13 protein-coding genes are annotated in these 12,603 nt (G+C 61.5%); 6 read left to right on the top strand and 7 right to left on the bottom strand.

The window, feature by feature from the left end:
* Positions 1 to 103 precede the first annotated feature (103 nt).
* The 3 genes from ACFX4T_RS24940 to ACFX4T_RS24930 all read right to left on the bottom strand — a co-directional run bounded on the left by ACFX4T_RS24940 (position 104) and on the right by ACFX4T_RS24930 (position 2,569).
* Entirely contained in the window at positions 104 to 1,003 is a 900-nt protein-coding gene (locus ACFX4T_RS24940; protein WP_377655033.1) for an Fpg/Nei family DNA glycosylase, read from the bottom strand.
* Positions 1,003 to 1,485: a ribose-5-phosphate isomerase gene (locus ACFX4T_RS24935; protein WP_216925472.1), complete on the bottom strand. Its 483-nt coding sequence runs from the start codon at positions 1,483 to 1,485 to the stop codon at positions 1,003 to 1,005. Before ACFX4T_RS24935 ends, ACFX4T_RS24940 begins: the two co-directional genes overlap by 1 nt.
* Before the next feature lie 73 nt (positions 1,486 to 1,558).
* Positions 1,559 to 2,569 (bottom strand): hypothetical protein, encoded by a 1,011-nt coding sequence (locus ACFX4T_RS24930; RefSeq protein WP_223946253.1) that lies wholly within the window; start codon positions 2,567 to 2,569, stop codon positions 1,559 to 1,561.
* A gap of 135 nt (positions 2,570 to 2,704) precedes the next feature.
* Here ACFX4T_RS24930 and pepN point away from each other — a divergent pair, with 135 nt between their 5' ends.
* Both pepN and ACFX4T_RS24920 read left to right on the top strand, forming a co-directional pair.
* Positions 2,705 to 5,272, top strand: a complete 2,568-nt coding sequence (gene pepN / locus ACFX4T_RS24925) for an aminopeptidase N (RefSeq protein WP_377655030.1) — start codon at positions 2,705 to 2,707, stop codon at positions 5,270 to 5,272.
* A gap of 54 nt (positions 5,273 to 5,326) precedes the next feature.
* The gene (locus ACFX4T_RS24920) at positions 5,327 to 5,806 is read left to right on the top strand and encodes an OsmC family protein (protein WP_377655028.1); all 480 of its coding nucleotides are present in this window, start codon (positions 5,327 to 5,329) and stop codon (positions 5,804 to 5,806) included.
* A gap of 16 nt (positions 5,807 to 5,822) precedes the next feature.
* On the opposite strand, the gene ACFX4T_RS24915 is transcribed toward ACFX4T_RS24920, so the two are convergent.
* Complete coding sequence (locus tag ACFX4T_RS24915; RefSeq protein ID WP_377655026.1) at positions 5,823 to 6,854, bottom strand: NAD-dependent epimerase/dehydratase family protein; 1,032 nt, start codon at positions 6,852 to 6,854, stop codon at positions 5,823 to 5,825.
* Positions 6,855 to 6,941: 87 nt separating this feature from the next.
* Between ACFX4T_RS24915 and ACFX4T_RS24910 the strand changes: the two genes are divergently transcribed.
* Both ACFX4T_RS24910 and ACFX4T_RS24905 read left to right on the top strand, forming a co-directional pair.
* Positions 6,942 to 7,604 (top strand): mechanosensitive ion channel family protein, encoded by a 663-nt coding sequence (locus ACFX4T_RS24910; protein ID WP_216925467.1) that lies wholly within the window; start codon positions 6,942 to 6,944, stop codon positions 7,602 to 7,604.
* A gap of 34 nt (positions 7,605 to 7,638) precedes the next feature.
* A complete protein-coding gene (locus tag ACFX4T_RS24905) occupies positions 7,639 to 8,052 on the top strand; it encodes a globin (RefSeq protein ID WP_223949302.1) in 414 nt (137 codons plus the stop codon).
* 30 nt (positions 8,053 to 8,082) lie between these two features.
* On the opposite strand, the gene ACFX4T_RS24900 is transcribed toward ACFX4T_RS24905, so the two are convergent.
* Positions 8,083 to 8,754 (bottom strand): hypothetical protein, encoded by a 672-nt coding sequence (locus tag ACFX4T_RS24900; RefSeq protein ID WP_216925466.1) that lies wholly within the window; start codon positions 8,752 to 8,754, stop codon positions 8,083 to 8,085.
* A gap of 63 nt (positions 8,755 to 8,817) precedes the next feature.
* On the opposite strand from ACFX4T_RS24900, the gene ACFX4T_RS24895 reads away from it, so the two are divergent.
* Positions 8,818 to 9,723 (top strand): acyl-CoA thioesterase, encoded by a 906-nt coding sequence (locus tag ACFX4T_RS24895; RefSeq protein ID WP_377655022.1) that lies wholly within the window; start codon positions 8,818 to 8,820, stop codon positions 9,721 to 9,723.
* Positions 9,724 to 9,777: 54 nt separating this feature from the next.
* On the opposite strand, the gene ettA is transcribed toward ACFX4T_RS24895, so the two are convergent.
* Positions 9,778 to 11,460: an energy-dependent translational throttle protein EttA gene (gene ettA, locus ACFX4T_RS24890; RefSeq protein WP_223946257.1), complete on the bottom strand. Its 1,683-nt coding sequence runs from the start codon at positions 11,458 to 11,460 to the stop codon at positions 9,778 to 9,780.
* Between the two features lie 82 nt (positions 11,461 to 11,542).
* Positions 11,543 to 12,037 carry a DUF6993 domain-containing protein gene (locus ACFX4T_RS24885; RefSeq protein ID WP_377655019.1) on the bottom strand — a complete coding sequence of 165 codons (495 nt, stop codon included), beginning with the start codon at positions 12,035 to 12,037 and terminating at the stop codon, positions 11,543 to 11,545.
* 97 nt (positions 12,038 to 12,134) lie between these two features.
* Here ACFX4T_RS24885 and ACFX4T_RS24880 point away from each other — a divergent pair, with 97 nt between their 5' ends.
* Positions 12,135 to 12,563 carry an SRPBCC domain-containing protein gene (locus ACFX4T_RS24880; protein WP_216925463.1) on the top strand — a complete coding sequence of 143 codons (429 nt, stop codon included), beginning with the start codon at positions 12,135 to 12,137 and terminating at the stop codon, positions 12,561 to 12,563.
* Positions 12,564 to 12,603 lie beyond the last annotated feature (40 nt).

Genomic DNA, 12,603 nt, shown 5'->3' with positions numbered 1-12,603 from the left:
CTTAGCTATCCCGGAATTCGCCCGCCAGCGCTGGAAAGCAGGCCCAACCAATACACACGTTTTGTCCTATAACCCCAAGCGCTCTTACAAATGACAAGCGCTGCTACAACTGGCAGCCAGGGCACCAATACAGTTTGCGGGCGCCGATTTCTGCCATGCCTACCAGCGTCCCGCAAGCGCGGCAGGGCTGCCCTTCGCGCTTATAGACAAAGTGGGCATCGGCGTCGGGCGCTGAGGCGCCGTTACCGCTCCATAGCGCTGGCGGTGTGGTGACGATCCGACCGTCGCGCACGCCGTCGGACATGGCGAGGACGGCGTCATCCCACAACTTGCCCGCTGTCGCAGCATCAATCGTGTTTCCAGGAGTCCATGGATCCACAGCCTGACGGAAGAGGACCTCGGCACGGTATATATTTCCGACCCCTGCCAGCACCGATTGGTCCATCAACAGCAAGGCCACGGCGGTCTTGCGGCGTCGCAACCGGCGGATGAACTCGTCCCGGTCCCCCGGCCGGTTACGCAGCGGATCAGGGCCCAGCCGGCCCAGCACAGCTTCTGCTTCATGGGACGTAACAGCGGCGCAAGTAGTGGCTCCACGAAGATCGGCCCAGCCGTTGTCCGAGACCAAGCGGGCGCGGACTGCACCCACCGGGGCGGGAGGCCCGGCGTAGTCCCCCTCAGCGCTGGACTCCACGCCAGAAGAGGCAGTCTCGCGCTCACCGATCCGGCGAGGCGCGCCAATGCTGGAGGCCCCCGTGAAGGAGCTATCGCCGCCAAAGCTCCAAGCACCATAGAGACCAAGGTGAACGTGGAGGAAAAGATCGTGGTCGAACCTCAGGAAAAGCTGCTTTCCGTGCGCAACAACTTCAACCATCACATGACCGTCCAGAAGCTCCGCACCGGCTGTGAATCGTCCCTGCGGACTGGAAACCTCCAAACGCCGGCCGCCAAACACATCCTGGAATTGGCGGGCCAGCCTGTGGACGGAGTGCCCCTCAGGCACTACTCGACGATCTCGCCGGTGGTCTCGTAAGCCGCAATCTTGCCGATACGGCGGACGTGGCGTTCATCATTGCTGAAAGGTTCCTGCAGGAAGGCCTCGATGAGCTCGGTTGCTTCTTCCACCGTGTGCTGACGGCCGCCAACGGCGACTACGTTGGCGTCGTTGTGCTCGCGGGCAAGCTTGGCGGTAGAGAGGTTCCAGGCCAGCGCGGCACGCACACCCTTGACCTTGTTGGCAGCAATTTGTTCACCATTGCCCGAACCACCCAGAACGATGCCCAGCGCGTGAACGCCTGCTTGCTGGTCAGCCACCACTGCAACTCCTGCGTTGATGCAGAAAGACGGGTAGTCATCCAGGGCGTCATATTCCTTGGGTCCGTGGTCCACAACCTCGTAGCCCTTGGCAGTGAGGTGGTTGACCAAGTGAGCGCTGAGTTCCATGCCGGCGTGGTCTGTGGCGATGTGGACGCGGGGTGTAGTCACGGGTAGTCCATTCTTTCTGGCGCGCCGGTGTGGCACCTGGCCGGGCGCGGCGATGTGGGATGCGCTACCTAGGTTACCGCGCGCCGGGTTGCTGGGCTTGCCCACCGGGATGGGCCCGCTCGGCCGCCCGGTTCAGGATTCCGGCGAGTTTGTCCGCAGTGGCGGCAGTGCCGGCACTCAGCGCAACCCTGCGTCCGTTAAGTTTCCTTACGACGACGGCAGGACCGCTGCTGACCAGCATCGCGGTCGCGTCGTCATGGTGCCTCCACCCCCAGCCACCAAAGTCTGCAGCTTTTACTTCAGCGGGAGCAGCCGCCGCGATGTCGACGGCGGGAACGGTCAGGACGGGTACAACGCCACCTGCAAAGACCTGCAGCCCGCCCCTGTCCGCCCGGACGCGGGCGAACAGGAATCCGGCGCCGACCAGCGCTGCAGCAGCCACCAAGGCCCCTAGCCACGGGACAGCAATGGCAATCAGCGCGGCTGGAAACAGTGCGGACACGATAATCATGACGAAGACTGAGCTGCGGGCATGGACCCACATGCGCAGGGTGTCCCGCGCGAGGTCCGGGTCCGTGATGTGGAGGCGTTCGGCTTCGAGGGCCTGATCATCCTCGCGCGTCCAGCGCGGATCCGGTTTGAAAGCGAACATGAGGACGACGCCGAGGGATACTGCCGCACCGCTACCCATGGCGAGGACGATCGGATCTACGTGGGAAGCGCGCGCCTCCCCCACGCCGGATTGCCCAACCAATCCGGCAGCGAGGACTGTGGTTACGAAAAGGCTCACCATGAGGCCAAGGCCCATCATGACCCTTCGCATTACCACCGGCCGCGAAAGCGGAACGGCTTGGAGGAAGGCGACCCAACCGAAGAACGTGATCAGGGCTGCGCCGCCTGTTACGTAGGCGCCGAAGGGCGCAAAAGCGGTGCCGCCGTCAGCGTTCCACATCACTGCTACCGGATCCGGAAGATCGTTTCGAAGCATCTGGGCGCAAACGACGAAACCAATGGCCAGCAGCAACGGAAAGGCGAGTGCAAACCTGAGTGCGCGTATGTCAAGAGACTCCCGGAACGTTCCCATGATCCAACGCTACTCCCTGGCAGCGACACTGTGGTGGCACCTCCTTGCCATCGGCGCTTGGAGTGAAAGAATGGCTTCACACCATCGACCGGACCCCCGGCCCGGCCGGCCACCCCAAACTTCCGGAGGCACCACTTGCCAGGCCTTAACCTGACGCGCGTCGAAGCCGCGCAGCGCGCTGAAATCCTCAATGTCGAGTCCTACAAGGTCACCCTTGACCTGACCAAGGGGGCCGCAGTCTTCGGATCCACCACGGTGGTGAAGTTTTCGGCAAAGGCTGGAGCGTCAACGTTTATCGACGCCGTCACCGAGACCGTTTACAGCGTTACGCTGAACGGCACCGAACTCGATCCTGCCGAAGTATCAGACGGTATCCGCATCCAGCTTCCAAACCTTGACGAAGAGAATGAGCTCACCATCGTCGCTGATGCCCGCTACATGAACACCGGCGAGGGCCTCCACCGCTTCGTGGATCCGGTAGACGGGGAGGTCTACCTCTACACCCAGTTCGAGGTTCCGGATTCCCGGCGGATGTTCGCCGTCTTCGAGCAGCCCGACCTGAAGGCCAGCTTCACGTTCCACGTCACCGCGCCCTCACACTGGGACGTCGTCTCCAACTCCCCCACCCCGGTACCGGTTGAAACCGATGCAGGCGAGGACGGCGGTGCCAGGTCCGTGTGGGAATTCGCTCCTACGCCGCGTCTGTCCTCGTATGTCACCGCCCTCATCGCAGGACCGTACCAATCCGTCCGGTCGGAGGTCGCCAGTTCGGACGGCAGGATCATTCCGCTGGGCGTCTTTGCGCGCAAATCGTTGATGCAGTACCTCGACGCCGACAACATCTTCGAACTTACCCGCCAGGGCTTCGAATTCTTCGAGGCACAGTTCGGCTGCCCATACCCGTTTGAAAAGTACGATCAGCTGTTCGTCCCCGAGTTCAATGCCGGTGCGATGGAAAACGCCGGTGCGGTGACAATCCTGGAGGGATACATCTTCCGTGGCAAGGTTGCCGGCGCACAGATCGAACGCCGTGCAATCACCGTCCTGCACGAGCTCGCACACATGTGGTTCGGGGACCTTGTGACCATGCGCTGGTGGAACGACCTCTGGCTCAACGAATCCTTCGCCGAATACATGTCCCACCTGGCCGCAGTGGAAAACACTGCCTTCGACCGGGCGTGGACCACTTTCGCATCAGTGGAGAAATCCTGGGCCTACCGCCAGGACCAACTACCCACCACACACCCGATCTTCGCCGAAATCAACAACCTTGAAGACGTGGAAGTCAACTTCGACGGGATCACCTATGCCAAGGGCGCCTCTGTCCTGCGGCAGTTGGTTGCCTGGGTTGGACCCGAACAGTTCATGTCAGGTGTTCGCACGTACTTCGCCAAGCACGCATGGAAAAACACCGAACTGGCAGATCTCATGGTGGAACTGGAAGCCGCAAGCGGCCGGGACCTTGACGTATGGGGCAAGCTTTGGCTGGAAACCGCCGGCGTGAACACCTTGGCTCCCGAGGTGGACGTGGAGCAAGCCGGCACCATCACCTCGTTCAGCATCCTGCAGACAGCCATCGATGAACAGCCCACATTGCGCCCACACCGCTTGGCCGTGGGCTTCTACAACCTGTCCGGGGAAGGCAAGCTGGAGCGGACGCACCGCGAGGAGCTGGACGTCGAGGGCCCACGGACCGAAGTGCCCACCCTGTCTGGCCTCGCACGCCCGGACCTCATCCTGCTCAATGATGATGATCTCGCCTACGCCAAAGTACGCCTGGATGCTCATTCGCTTGCCACAGCGAAAGCGCATCTCAAGGATTTTGCCGCCAGCTTGCCCCGCACACTGGTGTGGGGCTCCGCATGGGATGCGGCACGGGACGGAGAAACTCCTGCACGCGGCTACGTCGAACTAATTCTGGCGAACATCGCAGAGGAAACAGACTCCTCGGTGATCCTCGTTCAACTGCGGCAGCTAGCCACGACGCTGACCTACTATGTGGCAGCTGAGCACAAGTTGGAGGCAACGATCGCTGCCGCCGACAAACTGTGGGACCTCGCGGCGGCGGTGGATGCTTGCTCGGATGCGCAGTTGCAGTTCGTGAAGTCTTACGCGCAGCTGGCACGGAGCACGGAGCAGCTGGACCGCATCCAGGCGCTGCTGGACGGGACCGACACCCTTGAAGGCCTTACCGTCGACCAGGACATGCGGTGGGAGCTGCTCACCGCCTTGGTGGCCGGCGGCAGGCAGGGCCAGGAGCGCATCGACCAGGAACTCGCCCACGACAACACCTCCACCGGCCAAAATGCCGCGGCACAGGCCAAGGCCGCTATTCCCACAGCGGAAGCCAAAGCTGCCGCGTGGGATTCCATCGTGGTCAAGGGCGAGCTCTCCAACGCCCTGCAAGCCTCGGCAGTGGCCGGCTTCATGCGGGTGCCGGATACCACCTTGCTGGAACCCTATGCTGAAAAGTACTTCGAAGCGGTCCCCGGGATTGTCAAAGAACGCACGCACGCTTTGGCCCAGCAGATCGTCGTGGGCCTCTATCCGGCACAGCTCACAACCCAGGCCACTGTGGACCGGACGGACGAATTCCTCGCGGACCTGCCCGAGGAAAGTGCAGCGCTGCGCCGAATGATGCTGGAAAACCGGGACGCCGTGGCACGGGCGCTCCGAGCCCGGGCAGCGGACGTGGACGCCTAAGCCGTACGTTGGGGCCTGTGCTGGCGCTGTTTGGCAGATGGCTAAACTGTCCGCATGGGCCTCAACGAACACCACTATGCATTGACCGTCCGCTGGACTGGAAATCTGGGCGTCGGTACAGAGAGCTACAGAGGGTACTCGCGGGATCATGAGGTAGAGATTCCCGGGCTGCCCATCCTCAGGGGTTCCGCAGATCCAACGTTCCACGGCGACCGCACGCGCTACAACCCCGAGCAACTCCTGCTTGCTGCCCTGTCGCAATGCCACATGCTCTCCTTCCTGCACGTGGCGGTAAAACATGGGGTTATAGTCACCGGCTACGAGGACAACGCCGAGGGCATCATGAAGCTCAACCGTGACGGCAGCGGCCAGTTCGAGAGCGTAACCCTGAAGCCGCACGTCACCATTGCGGACCCGGCTCATTCGGCATTGATGCCGCAACTTCACCACGAAGCCAATCAGCTCTGTTTCATAGCTCGCAGTGTCAACTTCCCGGTGTTGCACGAGCCAATGACGACGTCGGCAGCGGCCTGAGGCTGCTAAACCCGCCTTAGGCCTGTTGCTCCCCCAGGAGTGCTACCAGCCTGCGTTCAGTTTCACGGCTTAGGCCTGCCTTGCGCTCCCTTTCCAGGCCCAGGCTTCGCTCATAGTCCAAGGCGTCCCGGAGAGTCTCCTGCCACGGGCGCAATGTCATACCGAGCGCCTTCGCCGCTTGATTGCTTCGCGATTGGAAGCCGTCGTGGTCCGGGGGCAGCCAGAGAGGAAGTGAGTCCGGCCCTGCCCAGTAGTCGACGCCTTGCTCCACCAGCCAGTCTTCGTCGGCCTGGACATTTGCGCCCAGCGGTATCCTCGCGTCCGTGCCGGGCTGCTTCTCCTGGCCCAGCGCCGCGCGGCTGGATTCCGAAATGTACTCACTGAACGGAACTACATCTCCCAACGCGTTGTACGTGCCCGTCAGGCCCATCTCTGCCCCTTGAACGATCCATCTGGCGAGGTCACGGACGTCGATGATCTGGGTGGCGTCATCTGGAATGTTCGGCACTAGAACCGGCCCAGTATTGGCTGCGAAACGCGCAGGCCAATAACCGTAACGGTCAGAGCCGTCCCCTGGCCCTCCAATGAGACCTGCCCTCACAATGTGGGCTTTCTGCCCCACCAGCGTGAGGGTCAAGTGCTCGATCGCAGATTTTGATTCACCATAGGTTTCCGGAGTGCCGGCTTGTCCTTCAGGCAAAGGTTCAAGGAGCGCCGCGTTCTCGTCAGCACCAGGAACCGAATGATCCGCATACACCGAGCAACTGGACACGAACGTCCAATGGCGCGCACCCGATCCCAACGCTTCAAGGGCATCCCGCGCTTGAACAGGATCCCTGGAAACGTCGACAACCTCGTCCCAGCTACTGTTCACGTCCTCATATGCTGCACTGCCCAAGGCGCGGTCGCCACGGACCCATTCCACGCCGTCGGGCGGGTTCGCCTGGCTGCCACGGGCCAGACACGTGACGTCGTGCCCCAAGGCAAGCGCCTGCTTGGCGATTTCAGCTGACAGGAAGGCAGTACCGCCAAGGACCAGGATGCGCATACCGTCACGCTACGGCGATAGGGTTGGAAGTGGACAGAGTGTTCCGCGCCCGGCGAACACGGGCCGACGACAAGGAGTTATTCCACCTTGACCTCCATCCCCTTGGCGGAAACCATCACCATTGAACCGGAGAAAATAGACTTCGTTTCGATCCTCATCACCTTAGGCGTAGGCCTGCTTGTCTGGATCGTGGCGCGGTTCATCATCCTGCGCATCACACGGCGGGTATCCGCGGGCAGCTCCTTCTTCAAGAAGCCACACTTCAAATGGGTGCAACCGGCAATCCGTGCGCTGGATCACGAACGCCGGTCACAGCGCGCCGAAACCATCGGCACTTTGCTGACAAGCCTCGTGAGCGTCGTGGTTGTGGTGATCGTGATTATTTACGTCCTCAAGTTCATGAACGTGGACGTCGCGCCCCTGCTGACAAGCGTGGGAATCCTGGGTGTCGCCATCGGCTTCGGCGCACAGCAGCTGATCCGTGACTTCCTCGCCGGTATCTTCATCACCATCGAAGACCAGTACGGAATAGGCGATGTGATCGTTACCAGCGAAGTGATTGGTACCGTTGAATCAGTGGGCCTGCGCATTACGCGGGTCCGCGCTGAGGACGGAGCCATCTGGTATCTGCGAAACGGCGAAATCCTGCGCGTAGGCAACCGCTCGCAGGGAGACTACGTTCCGTTGGAGTCGCCGGAACCCGACGACAATGATGCTGCCAAGAAGGCTGAGGAGAAGGCCAGTGAGTGACACGAACCCCCAGGCTGGTCCACGACGCCAGCTGATGCAGAATGATCCCTTCAGCCAACCTGCCTACACCGACAGCTTTTATGCAGCCGTGGGCGGTCACGACACTTTCGTGAAGCTGATTGACGTCTTCTACGACGGCGTTGCGCAGGATCCGCTACTGCGGCCCATGTACCCCGAAGAAGACTTGGAACCGGCCAAACGGCGCTTCCTCATGTTCCTGGAACAATATTGGGGTGGTCCCACTACTTACAGTGAGGAGCGCGGCCATCCACGCCTGCGGATGCGCCACATGCCATTCCGAGTCACGCCCGAAGCGAAGGATCGCTGGCTCTTCCACATGCGGACAGCAGTGGACTCGTTAGGGTTGTCGCCGCTTCACGAGGGAACCCTTTGGGACTACATGGAACGCGCTGCCCTGACCATGGTGAACAGCCCCTCGGCCGTCTAAATGCTGTCGTCTGGGCGTCGTCGTTTGGGTCTAGAAGCCCAGGCCTAAGCCTGCGCCCGTACGAACCAGTACATGGCCACGAGGACCACTTAGGCGGAACCACCGTCCATTGCGGAACAGCTGCTGCTCGCCCGCGCCCAGGAATCCCAAGGCGAAGGCAGCGAAGGCTGCACCGGCAGGCAGGTCACTGAGTCCGGGGAGCTCTCGTCCCCACACGGCGGCCCGGGCCGTATTCACAACGGCAGCGCCGGCGGCAGTGGGCACCACGCCAGCCACCTCTGCAATGCCGGCTTCCGCTGCTGACTTCAGGTCGGCGTCGAGCACCGTCCCCAGGACTGCCCAACCGCTCCTGGGCGCGCCGACGCCAGCCCACGACTCCGAAACCGTCGACGGCGGAATGGGCAACTCGACGTCGTCGGCACCCGAGCGGGCAAGACGGTCCATGACGGAGGCGAGCGTCACCGTGACGTCGGCCTGCGCGGGTTCTGCAAGCGCCATGGTCCGCAACCCAAGGATAGTGGGAGTTGATTCGCCCAGGATGCGTGGCCTGAGCACACACACGTAGGCGGCCAATACCTGGCCTGCAGCCTGCAGGCGGATGGCGCCGTCATCGATGCTCTTGGCACGCGTGACAAAGGTCCGCAGGTCAACGAGGTCGCGGGGATCAGCAAAGCGGAAGGACTGGGTCAAGAGGTCTGTCACAGCATCGACTCTACCGGCATGTCCGCGGTTGAGAGGGGTCCGGGGGCCGTCTAGAGTCGAACCATGACTGACACGAACGCTTGCCTTAAGTTTGAGGCACCCTCAGAAGATCCGACGGAAGTCCTGATTGGCCTGTTGGACCTGGGTGACTTCGACGGAGCCAGGACCAATGAGGATATCTTCCTTGGACCTTCCCAAAAACAGCCCCGGCATCGTGTCTTCGGCGGCCAGGTTCTAGCCCAATCCATGATGGCTGGCATGCGAACCGTGGAACCAGACCGGGTGGCGCACTCCATGCACGGCTATTTCCTGCGGCCCGGCGACGCCAATAAGCCCATCACCTTCGGTGTGGAACGGTTGCGTGACGGTCGGTCCTTCTCGGCGCGGCGCGTTCATGCTTATCAGGACGGTGTCCCGATCCTCTCAATGATCGCCTCGTTCCAGGTTGAAGATGAAGGCCTTGATCATCAAGCGACAATGCCTGAAGGCATTCCGGACCCAGAATCCTTGCCCAGCACGGCTGAGTTGCTGGCTCAATTCGACCACCCGTTGGCACGGCATATGTCCTCGGAGCGGCCGTTCGACGTCCGTCACATCGACCCCGCACTTTACGTGTCACCGCCAAGCGAGCGCGTGGCCACCAATGCCGTCTGGATGAAGACGATGGGACCCTTGCCCGACGACCCCAAGCTGCACCTGGCCGCGTTGGCGTACGCAAGCGACTACACCTTGTTGGAGCCCATCCTCCGCAAACACGGCCTCGCCTGGATGACGCCGGGCATGAGCGTCGCAAGCCTCGATCACGCCATGTGGTGGCACCGGCCGGTCCGGGTGGACGAGTGGATGCTGTACGTCCAGGAGTCCCCCAGCGCGCAAGGGGCACGTGGTTTGGCTACCGGGCGGATATTCAACCGCGAAGGCCTGCACGTTGCGACCGTGGCACAGGAGGGGATGGTCAGAATTCCCTAGCAATGAGGCCGGTCCCTGTTGGGACCGGCCTCATTTTGTGCCTGTGGCGACCCGCTAGTCGCGGGTCAGGCGGCGGTGCGTCACGCGGTGCGGCTTTGCGGCATCAGCGCCGAGGCGCTCCACCTTGTTCTCCTCGTAGGAGTCGAAGTTACCTTCGAACCAGTACCACTTGGAGGGGTTCTCGTCGTCACCTTCGTAGGCGAGGATGTGGGTTGCTACCCTGTCCAGGAACCAACGGTCGTGGGAGACCACCACGGCGCAGCCGGGGAACTCGAGCAGGGCATTTTCCAGGCTGCTCAGGGTTTCGACGTCGAGGTCGTTGGTGGGCTCGTCGAGGAGCAGAAGATTGCCACCCTGCTTAAGGGTCAATGCAAGGTTGAGACGGTTACGCTCACCACCGGAGAGGACACCAGCCTTCTTCTGCTGGTCCGGTCCCTTGAAGCCGAACGCCGAAACGTAGGCCCGCGAAGGCATTTCGACCTGCCCCACCTGGATGTAGTCGTGGCCTTCGGAAACAACTTCCCAGAGAGACTTATTGGGATCTATACCGCCGCGGGACTGGTCCACGTAGGAGATCTTTACGGACTCGCCGATCTTGAGCTCACCATCGTCCAGGGGCTCCATGCCGACGATGGTTTTGAACAAGGTGGACTTACCCACACCGTTCGGTCCAATAACGCCAACGATGCCGTTGCGGGGCAACGAGAAGGAGAGGTCTTCGATCAGGACGCGGTCGTCGAACCCCTTCTTCAGATTCTTGGCTTCGATGACCACGGAACCCAGGCGCGGACCCGGAGGAATCTGGATCTCTTCGAAGTCCAACTTGCGGGTGCGCTCGGCCTCTGCGGCCATTTCTTCATAGCGGGCCAAACGAGCCTTGGACTTGGTCTGGCGGCCCTTGGCGTTGGAGCGCACCCATTCAAGTTCTTCGCTGAGGCGCTTGGACAGCTTTGCGTCCTTCTTGCCCTGGACCTCAAGGCGGGCCTTCTTCTTCTCCAGGTAGGTGGAGTAGTTACCTTCGTACGGGTAAAGGTGGCCGCGGTCGACTTCTGCGATCCACTCAGCCACGTGATCCAGGAAGTAGCGGTCGTGAGTCACGGCAAGGACGGCACCGGGGTACTGGGAGAGGTGCTGCTCAAGCCACAGCACGCTTTCGGCGTCCAAGTGGTTGGTGGGCTCGTCAAGGAGCAGGAGGTCCGGCTTCTGGAGGAGAAGCTTGCACAGCGCTACGCGGCGGCGCTCACCACCGGAGAGGACCGTGACATCGGAATCAGCCGGCGGGCATCGCAGGGCGTCCATGGCCTGCTCGAGCTGGGAATCGATATCCCAGGCATCGGCAGCGTCAATCGCTTCCTGCAACTTGCCCATCTCATCCAGCAGAGTGTCGTAGTCTGCATCCGGGTTGGCCATCTCTTCGGAGATCTCGTTGAAACGCTGGATCTTGCCGTAGATCTCGCCAACGCCTTCCTGGACGTTGCCAAGGACGGTTTTTTCCTCATTCAGCGGCGGTTCCTGCAAGAGGATGCCCACGGTGTAACCGGGGCTCAGGCGGGCCTCGCCGTTTGAAGGAGTGTCCAGTCCTGCCATGATCTTCAGGATGGTGGACTTGCCAGCACCGTTCGGGCCTACGACGCCGATTTTCGCGCCGGGGTAGAACGACATGCTGACGTCGTCCAAAATTAGTTTGTCGCCAACGGCCTTGCGAGCCTTGGTCATCGTATAAATGAATTCCGCCATGCCCTTAAATCTAGTGGGTAGGCGGACAGATCTCACATTCGGTGCTATCGGGCCCTGTCAGCAACTCCGTGGGGAAGTACTGCTAACGAACGCTGCCCACGAAGCATTTCCCGGTGGCAAGTACTGGCAGAACGCTCATCACGACGCCTCCATCCCGGATCTGGCCCATGACACAACTATCGCCTGCCAGCGCCGCGGCTTCCAACGCATCAACATCAAGACCTGTGGGCGTCCGGCTGACGGACACTTCCACGTTGGCTTGGGGAATGCCCGCTGATACCAGGGCTGCGCGAACGGATTCCGTATCCGGTTTGGGGTTGGTAGCCACGATTTTCTTCAGCGTTGTCTCCACAGCCGTGCTCGTGGCCACTATGGCGGGGTCCACGCTGGGTTCAGCATTGGCTTGGAGGGATGTGGGGCTCGAAGAAGTTGGGCCTGCCGTAGGTTGTGGTGACGATGCAGCGCATGCCGTCAGTGCAAGGGCAGCAACAAGGACCAGGAAGGCCCCGGCAGCCCTACCGTTCAGCTGAAAGTTGCTTTCACGACTCGACTGCTCCACCCTGGTTCCCCTGCTCATCACATAGCCATTCTGCCATTCCCATGGACGGCCCGCGGGCGTAGCGTGGGCCAAGTGGTGGCGCGCCTGAATCGGCGGCCGCAGGAAGGAGGAACCCATGGAAGGAAAAATCCCTGACGCCGAGGCGTCGATCACCGTTGCCGCCCCGCGCGAGCAGGTATGGAAGGCCCTGACCGATCCTGGCCTCATCAAGGAATACTTCCTCGGAACCAATGTCGAAACAACCTGGCGGGTAGGCGATCCCATCACTTACTCCGGCGAGTACAACGGCAAGGCATACGAGGACAAGGGCATCATCCTGGCCTTCGAACCCTTGCAGCTCTTGAAAACCACTCACTACAGTCCTTCATCGGGACTTCCCGATTCCCCCGGGAATTATCACACGGTGGAATACCGCCTGGCCGATGCGGACAAAGGAACATCCGTGACCATTACGCAGGGCAACAACAAGAGCGAAGAAGAAAAGGAGCATTCGGCCGCGACGTGGCACATGGTTCTTCAGAACCTCAAGGAATTTCTTGAGTGACAGCCCAAAGAGCCACGCAGTTTAAAGAATCAATCCCCCG

Source organism: Paenarthrobacter sp. YIM B13468, from assembly GCF_042788025.1.
GTDB lineage: Bacteria > Actinomycetota > Actinomycetes > Actinomycetales > Micrococcaceae > Arthrobacter > Arthrobacter aromaticivorans.
Note: the sequence above shows the minus strand (reverse complement) of the source record. Positions and strands in the feature narration are given on the sequence as shown.